Raw genomic sequence first — 17,384 nt, forward strand, 5'->3', positions numbered from 1 at the left:
CTGAAGGGAGAATAACGAGATATACATCACAAAATATTAACCATAGGCCGCTAACTATCGCACCTTTTGTTCAAAGGCGAACAAATATCAGACAAGCATCGCTTCTATAAAGCTGGCTTAAGTGTAATTGATGGACAATTTTTAACGTCAAATAATCATAATGGTTTGTTTGCACCGCCCTGCAATAACTCTTATTGCTTAAAGCGGGAATGTTACTGTGTTCCTTTTTTAAACAGAAAGAGTATTAGCACTCATGCGGTGTCAACGATTTTCACATTATTAAATCTGGCAGTTGACTTTACGCTGTCATGATTTCTGTCACTTTAACCTCAAAAATATATAGATTAATAAAAGAAGTCGTTCCGGGACTGAAGAGTAATTCAGACATTCCGTAGCATGACGCGAAATCTAATTGTGATATATTTCATTCTTCTCACTTCTCTTTATCCAGCCAGCAGGCAGGATTTTCTCTGGCAGCAATAACCCAGGCAGGTTGACTATGTCCGCACTCAACGCTATTTATCGCAAGTTTCGTTTTCCGTTTAAGTTTTTAAATGCAGCTATTCGCTACCCTGCTGCTCAGGCACGAGTAAAGCGTTATTCCGTAATGTCGATAGAAGAAACAATTGATCTGTTATTACGTAATCCACAATTATCTCTGGCCCGTTACGGCGACGGCGAACTTGAAATGACCTGGTATAAAAATATCGGTTTTCAGCCCTTTGATCCAAAACTGTCAGGGCGGCTCAAAGCCTTGCTGCAACAGGACGCTGCGGCTAATCCGAACTGCCTGATTTGTCTGCCGGATGCCTTTCGCACTACCCGTAATATGAAAAATGGATCGGCCCTGTTTTGGTTCTTCCATAAATCATTTTACTTTAAACATTATGAGACTCTGCTGAATCAACAGGTCCGGTATGGAAATACGTCTGTCACCCGCCCTTATCACGATTATAAAGTTAAACAACTGTCCCGGACGATATTTGATAAATTCAAACAGCTTTATCAGGGCCGTCGGGTATTAATTGTTGAGGGCAGTGGCACACGTCTCGGTTTAGGCAATGATTTACTGGATGGCGCAAGCGACGTTAAACGTATTACCACGCTGAACCGTAATGCCTTTTCCGTTTATGACCGTCTTTTTGATACCGTATTAGAGAATGCCGTCAACTTTGATCTGGTCTTGATTTCTTTAGGGCCGACGGCAACGGTACTGGCGTATGATTTAAGTCAGCGCGGTATCCGCTGTATCGATAGCGGTCACGTTGACATTGAATATGAGTGGATGCTGGCCAGTGCCACCAAAAAAATAAAAGTAGAAGGTAAAAACGTCAATGAGGCGGGCGTGCTGCTGAGTGAACAGACTACCGTGGCCGATGCAACTTACCAGCGGCAGATTTTGCAACACGTCGGCGAATCACTGAACAAAATGCCGGACACAGAAGCCGAAGCCGAAGCAGAAGCCGTGGTTATCCCACTGCCCCACGTCAGCCCGAGCCATCATAACGCCGCGTAAGACTCACCATTGTCAGGCAGCAACTGCACCGCATTGATGCGCAGGCAAATAATTAGCGAGATCAGCGAATACCGTTTCGGGCAGAGTAAACTGCCCGGGCACGCTACCTGCCAGTGTTAGCCGGGCAAATTTTCTTTCCGGCATCAATCTTGCTTGAGTCCTCCTGAAACACTTAATCAGGAGAAGTAAGATGAATACCCGTCGTTACCGTTACACCATATTTTCACTGCTGTTCCTGATCGCCCTGATCAATTACATCGATCGTGGCGCCCTGTCATTTGCAGCCAACGCCATTGCGACCGAGTACCACTTCAGCAAAGTCCAGCTTGGCGCAGTGCTGGGATATTTTGGCTTTGGGTATCTGTTTGGTTCGCTATGTGGCGGCTTCCTTGCCGATCGTATCGGCACGAAAAAGGTCTGGCTGCTGGCAGGTGTGCTCTGGTCACTGCTGGAAATCGCGACCGCCTGGGCTGGAGAGTTGGGCATGGCGCTGTTTGGCGGCTCGGCCATTATGGGCTTTGCTGCCCTGCGCATCCTGTTTGGTTTTTCCGAAGGCCCGGCCTATGCGCTGATGAACAAGGCGATCGCCCACTGGGCACCCGATAACGAGCGCGGCTTTGCGCTGGGCATCGGCCTGCTCTCGACGCAGGTTGGCGCACTGCTGACCGCGCCGATTGCGGTAGGCCTGCTGCTTCTGACCCATGACTGGCGCATGATGTTTATCCTGCTTGGGGTGTTCTCTCTGCTGGCAATGCTGCTGTTTGCCCGCACGTTCAGCGACAGCCCGGATAAAAGTCCCCACACCAGCGCAGCAGAACGCACGCTGATCCTGAGCGGTCAGCGCCGCAGCGCCGGCGATGGCGTTCCACTGCCCTGGTGGCGCTTCTTCACCAGCCGCACGCTGGTCTGCAACGCACTCGGCTACTTCTCCTTCCTTTACATCACCTTTACCCTGGTGACCTGGATGCCGAAGTATCTGCAGGATAATTTTCATTATGACCTGCACTCGCTCTGGTACGTGGCGATGATTCCGTGGAGCGGTGCCTGTATTACAGTGCTGCTGGGCGGTCGCATTGCTGATGCCCTGCTGGCCCGCTTTCGTAATTTGCGTCTGGCGCGCAATCTCTTTGCCGCAGTCACGCTGTGCGGCACCGCCTGCTGCTTTATGGCCATTCCCTATGTCCAGTCGGCAGCCGGAATTATTGCACTGATGACCCTGGGCAATGCGCTGAATGCACTGGTGAATAATGTCTACTGGTCGGTGGTGATTGATGTCACCCCGAAGGCGTCGGTGGGTACCTACAGCGGTATGACACTGGCGATAGCCAATCTGGCGGCAATTATCTCCCCGATGCTTTGTGGCTGGCTGGCGGAATATTACGGCTATAACGCCATGTTTACCGTCACCGCAGTCATCGCCTTCGGCAGCATGCTGGCGATGACGCTGCTACAGCCTGAGAAGCCGCTGGTGGCTGAGGCGCAGACCGGCACGGCGGATGTTTCAGCAGCCTGATTTAAAACGCGCAGATTCCCTGACACGCGGGTGATCACTCACCCGCGCTGACTCTCCCTGAATGCCAGCCGCCCGGCGGCTTAATCTGTCACCCCGCAGGATAAACTGACTGTTCAGGTGTGCCACGGCGATCCCAGCGGCTGGCGACAAGCCACAACAGTGCCGTCGCAAACCAGCCGACGATCCACGAGACATCATTACCGGCAAAAATCCAGGTCAGCGATCCGTGGTGCAGCGGATTATCAATAAACGGCAGTTGCACCAGCACCCCCAGAAAATAGACGGTAATACCGGCAAGGTTCCAGCGTCCATAGCGTCCGTCCGGCTGAGACAGCGCCGGGACATCAACGCTGCCTTTGGTGATCAGATAAAAATCGGTCAGGCTGATCGCGCTCCAGGGCACAAAGAAAGCCAGCAAAAAGAGCAGGAAGTGCGTGAAGGATTTCAGGAAGGCAGGTTCACTGAGGAGAGCAATAACGCAGGCCAGCGCCACCATCAGCACCACAAACAGTATGCGCCCGCCGCGACTCAGTGTGGTCTGCTGACGGAAGCCAGAGACAATAGTGGTCAGTGACATAAAACTGCCGTACGCATTCAGCGTGGAAAAGGTGATTTTCCCAAAGCAAATGGCGAAATAAATCACCATAGCCATGGTTGTTGTGCTGCCCATACTCACGATGTAACCGACCTCATTGCCTGCAAACGCACTTCCGGCAATGGCCGCGACGATCACGCCCAGCGTCATTGACGCATGGGTGCCCAGTACGGTGCCCAAAAATACCGCGCTGAAGAGTTTCTTCGCAGAGACATCTGCTGGCAGGTAGCGCGAATAGTCCGAGACATAAGGACAGAAGGCAATCTGCCAGGAGGAAGAAAGAGAGACCGCCAGCAGAAAATTTGCCGGGGTAAAGTGCTGATTCTGCCACACGGCGGATAAATCATGCGTAGTGAACAGCGTGATAAACAGATAAGCAAAGGCTAACACGCAAATGACGCTCGCCACCTTCCCCAGTTGATGAATCACGCGATAGCCCAGCACCGCAATGATCACGATGAGGGTGCTGAACAGGATCATCCCGGTTGCATTGCTGACACCGACAAGTTTAGCCAGGGCCTGCCCCGCCAGGACCGTCCCGCTGGCTGAAAACCCCACATACATCATGCAGACCAGCACCAGAGGAATCACGGCACCGAAGACGCCAAACTGCATACGGCTGGTGATCATCTGCGGCAACCCAAGACGCGGACCCTGGATCGCATGCAACGACATGATCGCTGCACCCAGAATCTGTCCCACCAGTAAGCCGATTAGGGACCATATGACATCGCCGCCCAGTACCACGGCCAGCGCACCCGTAACAATCGCGGTAATTTGCAGGTTGCCACCAAACCAGAGCGTGAACTGGCTAAAAGGATGACCATGCCGTTCACGCAATGGGATGTAATCAATAGAACGGGTTTCTGACAGGCGCGGTTTCTCTGCGCCTGAATAATCTGATACGGATGATTTGACCGACATAGATTCCTCGCTGAAACGGTAAGAGACGCGTTAACGGAAAGCGTGATTTGCCCTATCCCTGGTTGCAATTACATGTCTATACAACTAGCGAGAATGTCATGCACATCTGAAAGTTACAAGGCAACCTGTCATTGGAAAATGTGATGATATCGACAGGCTGATAACGCCGATCGGGATCGCGTGCGATGCCAGGTAGGTCAGGCTCAGCGTGCAGGGAGGAGGCGATACTCCGACGGTTAACCCTCAGCAACGACCCGCTGACGATGGCAGTCGGCGGGATCCAGTTTCTGCCCCTGAGACGAGTAAACTTCAAGACGCGGCAGCGGTTTGCCTTCCGCATTATCCAGCAACACCGAGCGGGTCTCGCCCTTTTCAAACAGATAGCGTTCGCCCCACTGGCGCATAGCCACCACAACCGGAAACAGTGAACGGCCTCTTTCGGTCAGGACATATTCGCTGTAGGCGCTGCCATCCGAGGCCGGCGCAATCTCAAACACCCCAATCTCCACCAGCTGCTTCAGGCGCGACGCCAGGATATTTTTCGCCAGCCCTAAGTTGCGCTGGAAGTCACTGAATCTGCGGACGTCATCAAAGGCTTCACGCACGATCATCATGCACCAGCGCTCACCTATAGACTCCAGGGTTCTTGCAACCGGACACTCGCTGGTTCTCAGGGATTCCTGCTTAGCCATTTTTATTCTCTCACTCTGCCTGTCTGATGAATCCAGCTTAGCCACCTTGAAAAGAAGTTGCAAAAAAAAACCAGCTCGATTAATGATAATGTCAATCCAGTTTCAAATAAAAACCAGAAGGCATAATTATGACCACGACGACATGCAAGGCTCAGGAAGCCGATCCATCGCCCGCCGCGATGCCGGTGCTCTCACCCCGGATGATCTTTTTGTTCTCACTCACCTCTGCACTGGCGGTCGCCAATGTTTATTCGGCGCAGCCGTTGCTGGAATTGATAGCCACCAGCCTGCAGGTTTCTCCCGGCACCATTGGCACGGTGGTCACGGTCACTCAGACCGGCTACGCCCTCGGATTACTCTTTCTGGTGCCGTTAGGCGACTGCATCAACCGCAAAAAACTGGTGCTCACCCAGCTGGTGCTTTCCGTGCTGGCGTTAACCGCCGCGGCTTTCGCGCCCGACCTGATGACGCTGCTCTGTGCGATGCTGCTGGTGGGGTTAATGGCGGTAGTCACGCAGCTGATGGTGGCCTGGGCCGCCATGCTGGCGTCACCCACGCAGCGTGGACAGGTGGTGGGTAGCGTGACCAGTGGCATCGTGATCGGCATTCTGCTGGCGCGCTTTATTTCCGGGATGATTGCCGATCTGGCGGGCTGGCGGGCGGTCTTTCTGACGGCCGCCTGCCTGTTACTGCTGATCTCGCTGGTACTGGTGCAAGTGCTGCCCGCCACAACCGGCCAGCCGCAGCGCACCCCCTACACTCAGCTGTTACTGTCGGTTTTTCGGCTGTTCCGGACGGAACCGCTGTTGCGCAGGCGAGGCATCCTCGCGCTGCTGATTTTTGCGGCCTTTAGTATGCTCTGGTCTTCGATGGTACTGCCGCTGACGGACCTGTCGCTGACTCACACCGCGATTGGGATGTTCGGACTGGCGGGTCTGGCCGGGGCGCTGGCGGCCTCCAGAGCAGGCTCATGGGCTGACCAGGGACGGGGGCAGCAAGCCACCGGCTTCGCCCTGGTGCTGCTGACCTTCTCCTGGCTGCCGATAGCCGCGCTGCAAAGCTCGCTACTGCTGCTGATAGTCGGGGTGGTCCTGCTCGACTTCGCTATTCAGACGGTACATGTGATTAATCAGAGCCTGCTGGTGGCTGCCCGGCCCGAGGCAGCCAGTCGTCTGGTCGGTGCCTATATGTGCTTTTACTCGCTGGGCAGTGCACTGGGCGCGATTGCAGCTACCCAGCTTTACGCCCACTGGGGATGGCAGGCGGTCTGCTATGCCGGGGCAACTGCCAGCGCCTCTGCCTTTCTCTGCTGGTACGGTATGCGTCACTAATGACATTACCTCTGCAGGGCATTATTCCACTGATGGCTCGGTAAGACTCTCTGGTGTGGTGCGAGGGACAGACCGGCACAGCAGACCATTCAACAGCCTGGAAGTTATCATCCGTGACAGATATGCTTTGCGGTAAGCGACGCCAGTATTCAGAGTCTCAAGACTTCGCTATACAACGCGCGGCCGGTTCATATAGGTTATTTCTCACAGCCACCCTGTTCCAGGAGGAGCACATGCCGGAATATTGTTTTTTTAAGAAGGGACGCCAGATTACCGTGCTGGAGAGAAGCGACAGCGCAGGCGCGGCTGAACTGTCTCAGCGCGGCTACGAGAAACAATTCGAAGAAGTGACCGCCCCTGATGAAAATCGTGCGCTGGCACGTTTTCATGACATTCATAATGACGATCAGCAGCGTGCGAATGCATTTGCTCGCGGGGAAGTGTTTGCCATTTTGACCGTGGGACTGCTTAGCGTGGCGGGCTGGCTCATTTTTAAATAGGCAGACGCGCCCTCAGTCAGCGGGATAATGAGCAAATTAACTATCGTGCCGCTGGCAGAACGCGTCGATGTCGCCGTGCTGAAAGTCGGGCAGATTCGCCATCAATTTCTCCAGCGGCCAGTTCCACCAGGCAATGCGCTGAAGGCGGGCCGCAATCGCTGGGGTAAACCGCACCCGCAGTGGCCGGGCCGGCACACCGCCAACCACGCTGTAAGGCGCAACGTTTTTCGTCACGACGGCGCCCGCAGCCAGCACCGCACCATCTCCAATCGTAACGCCAGGCAGCACAATGACACCGTGACCGATCCAGACATCATTTCCGATCACTACACGGTCGGCGCGACGGGCGGCAAAGAAGCCCTGGTCCCGTCGGGCATCGTGATGATAATACTCCGGGCAGTAGGTAAAGCGATGCTGAGAGGCGCGGTCCATGGGATGATTTGGCGCACCGATACGCACCTGATTGGCAATGGCGCAGAATCGCCCTACCTGGGTGTCGGCCAGGCAGCAGTGCTCGCCGACATAGGAGAAGTCACCCAGTTCGCTATATTCCAGTGAACTGTGCGCCAGGATCTCACACTGCTGACCCACGGTGGTTTCCCGCATCTTCACAGTGTCATCAATCCAGGTGTGCGCTAAACGGGCAGGTACAACGGCGGCAATGGACATATTACTCCCGGTCTGGATAAGCAGCGCCCCGGCGGCCTGCTTTTTGCCTTACCACCTTACACAACGCCGATGACAGAGAATTGACAAAGAAAAAAGGCGGAGTGGTTAGCTCCGCCTTGTTTCAAGTTCCGGTTAACCTGCGTGACCGGTCAGTTGCATAAGGGCAACGATGATCTGCAAGATGACCCGGATAAGATCCAGAATCAGCTTAGTCAGTTCCATCACTTTCCTTCTCCTTTTACAGGAGCGCGCTGTTCGGCAAACCAGGGCTTTGACTCTACCCGCCGGGTGCCTAAGCACATCTTTGTGGAGAGGGCTGAGCGGCACTCATGGTTAAAGCCACAGGCCAGCACCACCTGATGCCTGCCGGGATTTTAAAACCGTGCCCCTGGGAGCGGCCAGTCGACAATGAGGCGATGCTCAACACTCAACACCTGTATAAACATACAGCATTTTGGCGAAACTTGAAATCCTTAGCCGCACATTTTACAATCTTGTCTGTGGAGAGTGCTGAGCACCTCGTTCGCAGCGCGGTTACCAGCCGGGTAGCGAACAAAAAAATAAAGGATTTGGCGACATGCCAAATCCTTTTTTTATGCCTGCTTCCTGCTTAAAAAAGCAGCACGGAACTTACTTCGCGGCGCTGATTCGCCAGACGGTATTACCTGCATCGTCAGCAATCAGGACACCGCCCTGTTTGTCGCTGGCCAGACCCACCGGCAAACCGCGCACCTGCTTTTCGTCATCCGTCAGGAAGCCCGAGACCACCGTCTGCGGCTGCCCTACTGGCTTGCCATTCTCGAATTTCACCCACACCACTTTATAGCCATTCAGCGGTGTCCGGTTCCAGCTGCCATGCTCACTGATAAACGCGCCACCACGGTATTGCGGCATGTTATCGGCGCCATAAAACAGCAGACCCAGCGGCGCGACATGTGAACTCAGGGCATAATCGGGCTTGATCGCTTTCTCTACCAGATCGGGGCGCTGCGGTTCGGCACGGGTATCCACATGCTGGCCATAGTAGCTGTAGGGCCAGCCGTAGAAGCCTTTATCCTGCACTGAGGTCATGTAATCAGGCACCAGATCGGAGCCGATTTCATCACGCTCATTGACTACAGCCCACAGCTTGCCGCTCTGCGGCTCCCACTGTAAGCCGGTTGGATTGCGCAGTCCGCTGGCGAAGATACGGCTGGCACCACTGGCTGCGTCCACCTCCAGCACCGCCGCACGACGATACTCGGCGCCAATGCCGTTCTCGGTGACGTTACTGTTGGAGCCGACACCGACATAGAGCTTGCTGCCATCGGGGCTGGCTAACAGCGCCTTGGTCCAGTGGTGGTTAATCGGTCCACCCGGCAATTCTGTCACCTCTTCTGGTGCGGTGCGAATCTCCGTATCCCCTTCGCGATAGGGGAATTTCACCAGGCTGTCAGCGTTCGCGACATAGAGCGTATTACCAATCAGCTGCATACCAAACGGCGAATGCAGATTTTCAATAAAGCGATGCTGCTCCCATTTACCGTTAACATTGCGCAACAGCGTAATGCGGTTGCCGCCTTCTCCCCCTTTGCCTGACGCTTTTTGCACAATGCCCATGATCAGCTGTTTAGGCCGTGTCGTCGGCTTCGGTGGTCCGTTCGATTCCGCCACCAGCACATCGTTATTTGGCAGCACATAGACCTGACGCGGATGCTGCAGATTCTCAGCAATTTTTTCAATCTTTAACCCGTCAGCCACTTTTGGCATTTCGCCCGCTTTCCAGGGCGTGCCTTCCGGCACCTGCATTGGCGGCATAAAGAAATTCTTCGCCTGCGGCAGTTCAGGGTTCGGTCCCGTCTGCTTTTGCGGATCGACCAGCGCACCCTCATCACAGCCTGCCAGCAAAGCGGTCAGGGTCAGCGCGAGCAGCGTTTTATGCGGTATGTTCATGGTGGCTCCTCCTTAAGCGCTACGCTGACGTAACGCAAGTTGCACATTCGCCAGCAGCAGCAGTGCTACCACAAGCGTCGAAAGCGTCACACCCAGCGGGATCACAGCGGCGGCATCACGGCTGTGAATAAACGCATTAACGATAGCGATCGCAATCGCCACCAGCCAGAGCCAGAAATGGCCCTTTTCCGCACTGTCACTGCCGCGAAACAGATAAACCAGCGCGATGAGTCGCGGCACAATCGCCAGTATCAGTCCCAGCGCAATCAGCCAGCTGGCGGCATCCGTCCAGAACTGTACAAAGGTCTGCATGTAGAGAATGTCGAACAGCCAGGCGGCGACAAAAAAGCCCAGCGGCACTGGCTCCAGCAAAGCGTAAAGCGTCACGGCAAACGCCGATCTTCCCAGGGTATTACGCATGTTTCTCTCCATTTTTAACGTGAATGCGGATCGGGTCAGACGTCGCGCTGCTCAGAGCAACCGACGCCGCGCCTGTAAAAGATTAGTAAATCTGAAGAGAAACAGAGGGTTTATTCGAAGGGAATTGCAAATCAGGCGGATGACGTCCCTGTCATCGCCGGTCTGTCAGGACTTATCCGCGGGTAACGTGACCCAGTATCCTGGCTGGTAAGGCAGCGGCAGAAACTTCTCGTGGAAGGTGCGGAACGTGGCGTCCGGATCCAAATCAGCAAACAGATCGGGGTGCAGCCATTTCGCCAGCGCCTGAATCGCCACAAACTGATACGGGCTATCATAGAACTGATGCCAGATGGCGTGGACGTTGCCGTTGTGCGCCACCGGCAGAGTTTTGAAAGCATCGCGCATCATCAGCGCTTTCAGACGCGCCGTGGCTTCAGTGACGTTGGCACCCGGACCCACGCCGACCCATTTGCCCACGGTATTGTAGTTCTTCCAGTTCGCGCCGGTCACCACCACCGCATCCGGCTGGCTGGCGATGATCTGCTCCGGGTTAACGGTGCCGAAGGTACCAGGAATCAGATCTTTAGCGATATTGCGACCGCCTGCTATCTCTACCATCTGACCAAAGTTCTCATTACCAAACGACATGCAGCACTCGTCGCTGTAGCCGCCTGCACGGTCAATCATCACTTTCGGCCGGTAGCCGGTAAAGTTTTTCAGACGCGAGGTGACAAGGTCAATCTGCTGCTGGCGGAAGGTAATAATTTCCTGCGCCCGCTCTGGTTTATTCACCAGTTCGCCCATGATGCGGATACTTTTCTCCGCGTTCACCATCGGGGCTTCGCGGAAATCGATAAACACAACAGGCACACCCACCGCCTGCAGTTTTTCAATCAGCTTGCCTTCATCGGTGGCAGCTTTGGATTCCAGATTCATCAGCACCAGATCGGGCTTCAGGGTTAACGCCTGTTCCACGTTGAAGGTGCCATCTTTTGCGCCACCAAAGGTCGGTAATTTTTTAATTTCCGGATAGCGTTTTTCATAAGCCTGATAACCGTCCCAGTCCGCTTTATGCAGGTCATCACGCCAGCCAATCACCCGCTTAAACGGCGCACCCGTATCAAACGCCGCCAGCAGATAGATCTGACGCCCTTCGCCCAGAATGATGCGTTTTGCCTCCTGCGGCACCTCGACCTGACGGCCTGCAACATCGGTAATCATTTTGGCCGAAGCCGTCCCGGCTAACGTCAACAGCCCCAGCGCTAAAAACCATTTTTTCATTGTAAAAACCCGCACAAATGATAATGAGAATTATTAATGTAAAACGGCGTTACTATTACCTAAAACCGGGGTCAGGGGAAGTCATCCAAATAAATGTTTTTGCTGCGCGGCGTTAACAGGCTGAGAAGAGGGTAAACAATGCTCCCTCCGGGCACAAAAAAGCGCAGCGTGTCGCGGCTCACAAAACGCGCATCTTTCGTGAATATGCTCACAACGGCCTGGGCGGCTGCACATATTTTAGCCGTTAATCGTATCGTTTTGGCTAATGCGTTAATGAATTGTGATCGCTAAATTTAAAATGAAACAGCGTTTTAATAATTCATCAGGACAGCCTGCCACAGGAGCTTAACCGTGAAGATCAGCGCCATTGATGTCACCCTTTTTACTTATCCCACCCAGCGTTGCGCCGACAGCGCAGGACACTCTCATCCGGGTCCGGAGAATGATGCCCAGATGGCGTTACTGACCCTGACCAGCGAGGATGGCGACTGCGGTTACGCCTTTGCGCCGCCGGAAGTGGTGCGTTCTCACGTGGTTAATGCCTTCTTCCGCAAGGTGCTGATCGGTCAGAACGCCTTTGACCGCGAGCGTCTGTGGCAGGACCTGGTGCACTGGCAGCGCGGCAGTGCCCACCAGCTCACCGAACGGGCGCTCTCCGCTGTGGAGCAGGCACTGTGGGATCTGATTGGGCGCAAACTGAAACAGCCGGTCCACAAGCTGCTGGGCGGCTATCGCGAGAAGATCCCGGCTTACGGCAGCACCATGTGTGGCGATGAGCTGAAAGGTGGTTTATCGACGCCCGATGAGTATGCACAGTTTGCTGAAAAGCTGGTGGCGCGCGGGTATCAGGCGATCAAGCTGCACACCTGGATGCCGCCGGTCTCCTTTGCGCCCAGCCCGGCGATGGATATCAAAGCCTGCGCGGCAGTGCGCGAAGCGGTCGGCCCTGATATCGCACTGATGCTGGATGGCTACCACTGGTATAGCCGAAGTGACGCGCTGACCATCGGCAAGGCACTGGAAAAACTTAATTTCGCCTGGTTTGAGGAGCCAATGGAAGAAGAGAGCATGGCCTCTTACGCCTGGCTGGCGGACAACCTCTCTATTGACGTGCTTGGCCCGGAAAGTCTGGGCGGTAAACATCACAGCCGTGCCGACTGGGTTCGCGCCGGCGCGTGCGACATTCTGCGTGCGGGTGCCAATGGCGTAGGCGGCATCTCTGCCACGCTGAAAGTGGCCAGTCTGGCTGAAGCCTTTGGTATGGATTGTGAAGTCCACGGCAATGGTGCAGCAAGCCTGGCGGTGGTCGGCGCGATTCGTAACTGCCGCTGGTATGAGCGCGGCCTGCTGCATCCCTTCCTGGATTATGAGACGCCGCCTGCCTACCTCAATAGCCTGATTGATCCGATGGACGATCAGGGCTTTGTCACCCTGTCCACGGGAAACGGACTGGGTGAAGATATTAATTTCAGCTGGATTGAGACTCATACGCTGAATCGCTGGTAAATCGCACTTCCGAAAGTACGGCACACAATAAGAACCCCGTTACCGCGCACCTCTGTCGATGCGGTAAACGGGGAAAAAACCTCTGACCTGCTGGACTTCACTTATGACCCTGACACAACGATGTGGCGCGTGGCTGATCACGCTGGTGGTGCTGACGGGCAGCGCGTCTATCCAGGCAAAAACGCCGGATGACCAGCTAATCGTCGGCATGAACATGAATAACCTGCTCACCCTGGATCCGGCCGCCATGACCGGCAACGAGGTGGTCGGCATAGTGGTGAATCTTTATGACGGCCTGGTTGAGCTGAACCCGCAGCAGCTCACCGAGGTGCGCCCGGCGCTGGCCGAACGCTGGTCAGTGAGCCCCGATAACCGCACCCTGACCTTTCACCTGCGTGACAACGTCAGGTTTCATTCCGGTAATCCGCTCACCAGCGCCGATGCGGTCTGGTCGATGCGGCGGGTGCTGCATCTGAATCTGGCGCAGGCGTCGGTGTGGAAATCGTACGGTTTCAGCCGCGACAACGTTGACCAGATGATCACCGCCCCCGACGACCGCACGCTGGTGATCACACTTCCTAAGCCAAACGATCCGCAACTGGTGATTTACTCGCTGGCGGCGCTGGGCAGCATGGTGGTCCTGGACCGCAAAACGGTGCAGCAGCATGAGGTTGATGGCGACTGGGGCAACCGCTGGCTGACCACGCATGAAGCGGGTTCCGGCCCGTTCCGGCTGGATGTCTGGCAGGCAAAAGATGTGCTGCGGATGAGTCGCGCGGCAGACTACTGGCGCGGAGAGGCAAAAATATCGCGGGTGGTGTTCCGCCACCTTCAGGAGTCGCAGACCCTGCGGCTGATGATGGAGAAAGGCGACCTGGATATTGCCAGTAACATGGCGATCCCCGACGTGCGCGCCCTGCGCCACGATCCCGACCTCACCATCGACGCGGTCAGAAAAGGGACGATTTATTACCTGGCGATGAGCATGAAAGATCCGCACTTCGGGAATAGCAAAGTGCGTGAGGCGGTCCGCTATCTGGTCGATTATCAGGGCATCAATAAGAGCCTGATGACCGGCTACGGCGAACTCCATCAGCGCCCGATTCAGGCCGGGATGCCCGCCACGCTCCCCGACCCCGGTTACCGGCTTGATGTGCCGCGTGCCCGGGCATTGCTGACTGAGGCGGGTTATCCGGACGGCTTCGACACCACGCTGCGGGTGCTGGCCGATCAGCCGTTCCTGAATATCGCCATCGCGGTGCAGTCAACGCTGCTGCAAGGCGGGATTCGCGCAAAAATCATTACCGGCACCGGCAACCAGATTTATGGCGCGATGCGCGATCGTCAGTTTAATCTGCTGGTCGGACGCGGCGGCAGCGGTGTAGAGCCGCATCCCCACTCCAGCCTGCGTTCGCTGGTCTACAACCCGAACAATGCGGACAGCGCCCGGCTGACTAACTTTCAGGGCTGGCGCACCGGTTTCTACGACGCGCAGCTTAACCGCATGATCGATCAGGCATTGGTTGAACGCGACAAATCCCGTCAGCAGCAGGACTATTTCGCCATCCAGCAACGCTATGACCAGCTGGTGCCTGCGCTGATGCCGATTTCACAAATGCTCGACTCCGTGGTGGTCAGTAACCGGGTGCAGGCGTATCAGCCCCATCCCTCCGCGACCACCTTTCTGCGCGACGTCTGGAAAACCCCTGAAGCCCTGGCGGGAGGCACCCCATGATTCTGACCCTGACCCGACATCAGTGCCGTCGCATCACCCATCGCGCGGTGCAGGTGCTGATTACCCTGTTCGGCCTGCTGCTGCTGACCTTTTTTATTGGCCGGGTAATGCCGCTGGATCCGGTGCTGGCGATTGTCGGCCCCGACGCCGATCAGGCCACTTACCAGCAGGTCTACCACCAGCTCGGCTTTGATAAACCGCTGTGGGTACAGTTTGGCATCTACCTTAACGCGCTGCTGCATGGCGATCTCGGCCATGCGCTGCTCACCGGTCAGCCGGTGGTATACGACATTCTGCGCGTCTTTCCCGCCACAGTAGAGCTGGCCACGCTGGCAATTGTGATTGGTGCGGGCCTCGGCGTACCGCTGGGTGTGCTGGCGGCGGCACGCCGTAACAGCGTCATCGACTATGTGGTGCGGATGCTCAGTCTGGCCGGTTACTCCACGCCGATCTTCTGGGTCGGCATGATGGGCCTGCTGCTGTTCTATGCCCATCTCGGCTGGGTCGGCGGCGCAGGACGGGTGGATTTCAGCCTGGATGGCATTGTGCCCCATCGCACCGGCTTCATGCTGATCGACGCCCTGCTGGCCGGCAACAGCCAGGTATTCTGGAACGCACTCAACCATCTGGTACTGCCCGCCTCGCTGCTGGGTTTTCACTCTATGGCCTACATCAGCCGCATGACGCGCAGCTTTATGCTGGCGCAGCTCTCGCAGGAGTTCATCCTGACCGCACGGGTCAAAGGCCTGACCGAATGGCAGGTGATCTGGCAGCACGCCTTCCGCAACATCCTGGTGCAGCTACTGACCGTCGTGGCGCTGGCCTATGGCTCGCTGCTGGAGGGCGCGGTACTGATCGAAACGGTCTTCTCCTGGCCCGGCTTTGGTTCTTACCTCACCGGCAGCCTGATGCTGGGCGATATGAATGCGGTGATGGGCTGTGTGCTGGTGGTGGGCCTGATTTTTGTACTGCTTAACCTGATCTCCGACCTGCTCTATCAGGTGTTTGATCCGAGGACCAAAGTATGACGATCTCCTTTGACACTGCCTCTGTAAGTCACTCCCGCGAGCGTCTGGCACGCTGCCAGCGGTTTGCAGCCCGCTGCGGCTATTTCCTCTGGCGCATGGCCTGTAATCCCCTCACCGCCATTGGCGGCGGCATTGTGCTGCTGCTCTGCATCGTCGCACTGTTTGCGCCCTGGATCGCGCCATATCATCCGCTGATTCAGGATCTGAACAACGCCCTGACACCGCCCGGTGCAGCCCACTGGTTTGGCACCGACGAGTTTGGCCGCGATATTTTCAGCCGTCTGGTCTGGGGCGCGCGCATCACGCTTTACATTGTACTGCTGGTGTCGGTCACCGTCGGGCCACTGGGCCTGCTGCTGGGCGTCACCGCCGGTTACTTCGGCGGCAAAGTCGATAGCGTGCTGATGCGCGTCACCGATATCTTTATCTCCTTCCCGAGCCTGGTACTGGCGCTGGCGTTTGTTGCCGCCCTGGGCCCGGGTCTGGAGCATGTGGTGATTGCCATTACGCTCACCGCGTGGCCGCCTATCGCCCGTCTGGCGCGCGCCGAAACGCTGTCGCTGCGTCAGGCGGACTTTATCTCAGCGGTCCGTTTACAGGGCGCATCGCCGCTGCGGGTGCTGTGGAAACATATTATTCCGCTCTGCCTGCCGTCGGTGATTATCCGCATCACCATGAATATGGCGGGCATTATCCTCACTGCCGCCGGGCTGGGATTTCTCGGGCTGGGCGCACAGCCGCCCGATCCGGAATGGGGCGCGATGATCGCCAGCGGCCGCACCTACATGCTTGAGTGCTGGTGGGTGGTCACCGTGCCCGGTCTGGCGATCCTGATTAACAGCCTGGCATTTAATTTCTTAGGAGATGGCCTACGTGACCTGCTTGATCCCCGCAGTGAGTAACGCCACGCCGTTGCTCGACGTGCGCGATTTGCACGTGAACTTTATTAACGGACGCCAGGCAACCCCGGCGGTGCGCGGCGTCTCTTTTCAGCTCGGTCAGGAGAAGCTGGCGATAGTCGGCGAGTCTGGCTCCGGTAAATCGACCGTGGGTCGCGCCCTGCTGCAGCTGCATCCGGCGAAGGCGCGCATTGAGGCGAGCCGGATGCAGTTTGGCGATATCGACCTGCTGCACGCCAGCCCGGCGCAGATGCGCGCCATTCGTGGCAAACGCATCTCAATGATTATGCAGGACCCGAAATATTCGCTGAATCCGGTGATTCGGGTTGGTGAGCAGATCGCCGAGGCCTGGCGTAGTCATCATCGCGATCAGAAATCGGCAGCACGTCAGCGGGCGCTGGCAATGCTGGAGGAAGTGCAGATCCGCGATCCAGAACGGGTTTATCAGCTCTATCCTCATGAGATTTCCGGCGGTCAGGGTCAGCGCGTGATGATTGCCATGATGTTGATCACCGAACCGGAACTGGTGATTGCCGATGAGCCGACCTCTGCGCTGGATGTCTCAGTACGACTGCAGGTGCTGGCACTGCTCGATGATCTGGTGAAAGCGCGCGGACTGGGGCTGATTTTTATCAGTCACGATATCAATCTGGTGCGCAGCTTTTGCGATCGGGTGCTGGTGATGTATGCCGGGCGCGTCGTGGAGTCACTGGCCGCCTGTGACCTCGATCGCGCACAGCATCCTTACACGCAGGGACTGCTGGCGGCGCTGCCCGACCTTGATCACCGCCGCACACGCCTGCCAGTGTTACAACGTCACGCAAGCTGGTTAACCGATTAAGG

At 56.2% G+C, this 17,384-nt stretch carries 15 protein-coding genes; 9 read left to right on the forward strand and 6 right to left on the reverse strand.

The window, feature by feature from the left end:
• Positions 1-499 precede the first annotated feature (499 nt).
• Positions 500-1,516: a GT-D fold domain-containing glycosyltransferase gene (locus IAI47_RS10025; RefSeq protein WP_187961123.1), complete on the forward strand. Its 1,017-nt coding sequence runs from the start codon at positions 500-502 to the stop codon at positions 1,514-1,516.
• A 190-nt stretch (positions 1,517-1,706) separates the two neighbouring features.
• Positions 1,707-3,029: an MFS transporter gene (locus tag IAI47_RS10030; protein ID WP_003853566.1), complete on the forward strand. Its 1,323-nt coding sequence runs from the start codon at positions 1,707-1,709 to the stop codon at positions 3,027-3,029.
• Positions 3,030-3,117: 88 nt separating this feature from the next.
• On the opposite strand, the gene IAI47_RS10035 is transcribed toward IAI47_RS10030, so the two are convergent.
• Positions 3,118-4,548 (reverse strand): cytosine permease, encoded by a 1,431-nt coding sequence (locus IAI47_RS10035; RefSeq protein ID WP_008925176.1) that lies wholly within the window; start codon positions 4,546-4,548, stop codon positions 3,118-3,120.
• A gap of 236 nt (positions 4,549-4,784) precedes the next feature.
• Complete coding sequence (locus IAI47_RS10040; protein WP_187961124.1) at positions 4,785-5,240, reverse strand: helix-turn-helix domain-containing protein; 456 nt, start codon at positions 5,238-5,240, stop codon at positions 4,785-4,787.
• A 128-nt stretch (positions 5,241-5,368) separates the two neighbouring features.
• Here IAI47_RS10040 and IAI47_RS10045 point away from each other — a divergent pair, with 128 nt between their 5' ends.
• A complete protein-coding gene (locus IAI47_RS10045; protein ID WP_008925174.1) occupies positions 5,369-6,571 on the forward strand; it encodes an MFS transporter in 1,203 nt (400 codons plus the stop codon).
• A gap of 233 nt (positions 6,572-6,804) precedes the next feature.
• Positions 6,805-7,071, forward strand: a complete 267-nt coding sequence (locus IAI47_RS10050; RefSeq protein ID WP_008925173.1) for a hypothetical protein — start codon at positions 6,805-6,807, stop codon at positions 7,069-7,071.
• A 36-nt stretch (positions 7,072-7,107) separates the two neighbouring features.
• Here IAI47_RS10050 and IAI47_RS10055 read toward each other — a convergent pair whose 3' ends face one another.
• The 4 genes from IAI47_RS10055 to IAI47_RS10070 form a co-directional block, all read right to left on the reverse strand.
• On the reverse strand, positions 7,108-7,740 hold the full coding sequence (locus tag IAI47_RS10055; RefSeq protein ID WP_003853558.1) for a DapH/DapD/GlmU-related protein: 633 nt from the start codon (positions 7,738-7,740) through the stop codon (positions 7,108-7,110).
• 630 nt (positions 7,741-8,370) lie between these two features.
• The gene (locus IAI47_RS10060) at positions 8,371-9,672 is read right to left on the reverse strand and encodes a sorbosone dehydrogenase family protein (RefSeq protein WP_008925172.1); all 1,302 of its coding nucleotides are present in this window, start codon (positions 9,670-9,672) and stop codon (positions 8,371-8,373) included.
• A 12-nt stretch (positions 9,673-9,684) separates the two neighbouring features.
• On the reverse strand, positions 9,685-10,092 hold the full coding sequence (locus tag IAI47_RS10065) for a DUF2231 domain-containing protein (protein ID WP_003853554.1): 408 nt from the start codon (positions 10,090-10,092) through the stop codon (positions 9,685-9,687).
• A 165-nt stretch (positions 10,093-10,257) separates the two neighbouring features.
• Positions 10,258-11,373: an ABC transporter substrate-binding protein gene (locus IAI47_RS10070; RefSeq protein ID WP_008925171.1), complete on the reverse strand. Its 1,116-nt coding sequence runs from the start codon at positions 11,371-11,373 to the stop codon at positions 10,258-10,260.
• 351 nt (positions 11,374-11,724) lie between these two features.
• Here IAI47_RS10070 and IAI47_RS10075 point away from each other — a divergent pair, with 351 nt between their 5' ends.
• The 5 genes from IAI47_RS10075 (at position 11,725) to IAI47_RS10095 (ending at position 17,382) form a co-directional block, all read left to right on the forward strand.
• On the forward strand, positions 11,725-12,879 hold the full coding sequence (locus IAI47_RS10075; RefSeq protein ID WP_008925170.1) for a mandelate racemase family protein: 1,155 nt from the start codon (positions 11,725-11,727) through the stop codon (positions 12,877-12,879).
• Positions 12,880-12,982: 103 nt separating this feature from the next.
• Entirely contained in the window at positions 12,983-14,614 is a 1,632-nt protein-coding gene (locus IAI47_RS10080) for an ABC transporter substrate-binding protein (RefSeq protein ID WP_008925169.1), read from the forward strand.
• A complete protein-coding gene (locus tag IAI47_RS10085; protein ID WP_003853543.1) occupies positions 14,611-15,642 on the forward strand; it encodes an ABC transporter permease in 1,032 nt (343 codons plus the stop codon). The genes IAI47_RS10080 and IAI47_RS10085 overlap by 4 nt, the downstream gene beginning before the upstream one ends.
• Positions 15,639-16,544 carry an ABC transporter permease gene (locus tag IAI47_RS10090; protein ID WP_003853540.1) on the forward strand — a complete coding sequence of 302 codons (906 nt, stop codon included), beginning with the start codon at positions 15,639-15,641 and terminating at the stop codon, positions 16,542-16,544. Before IAI47_RS10085 ends, IAI47_RS10090 begins: the two co-directional genes overlap by 4 nt.
• A complete protein-coding gene (locus IAI47_RS10095; protein ID WP_008925168.1) occupies positions 16,516-17,382 on the forward strand; it encodes an ABC transporter ATP-binding protein in 867 nt (288 codons plus the stop codon). Before IAI47_RS10090 ends, IAI47_RS10095 begins: the two co-directional genes overlap by 29 nt.
• The last annotated feature ends 2 nt before the right edge of the window (positions 17,383-17,384 follow it).

It is taken from the genome of Pantoea sp. MT58, from assembly GCF_014495885.1.
GTDB classification, from domain to species: Bacteria; Pseudomonadota; Gammaproteobacteria; order Enterobacterales; family Enterobacteriaceae; genus Pantoea; species Pantoea eucalypti.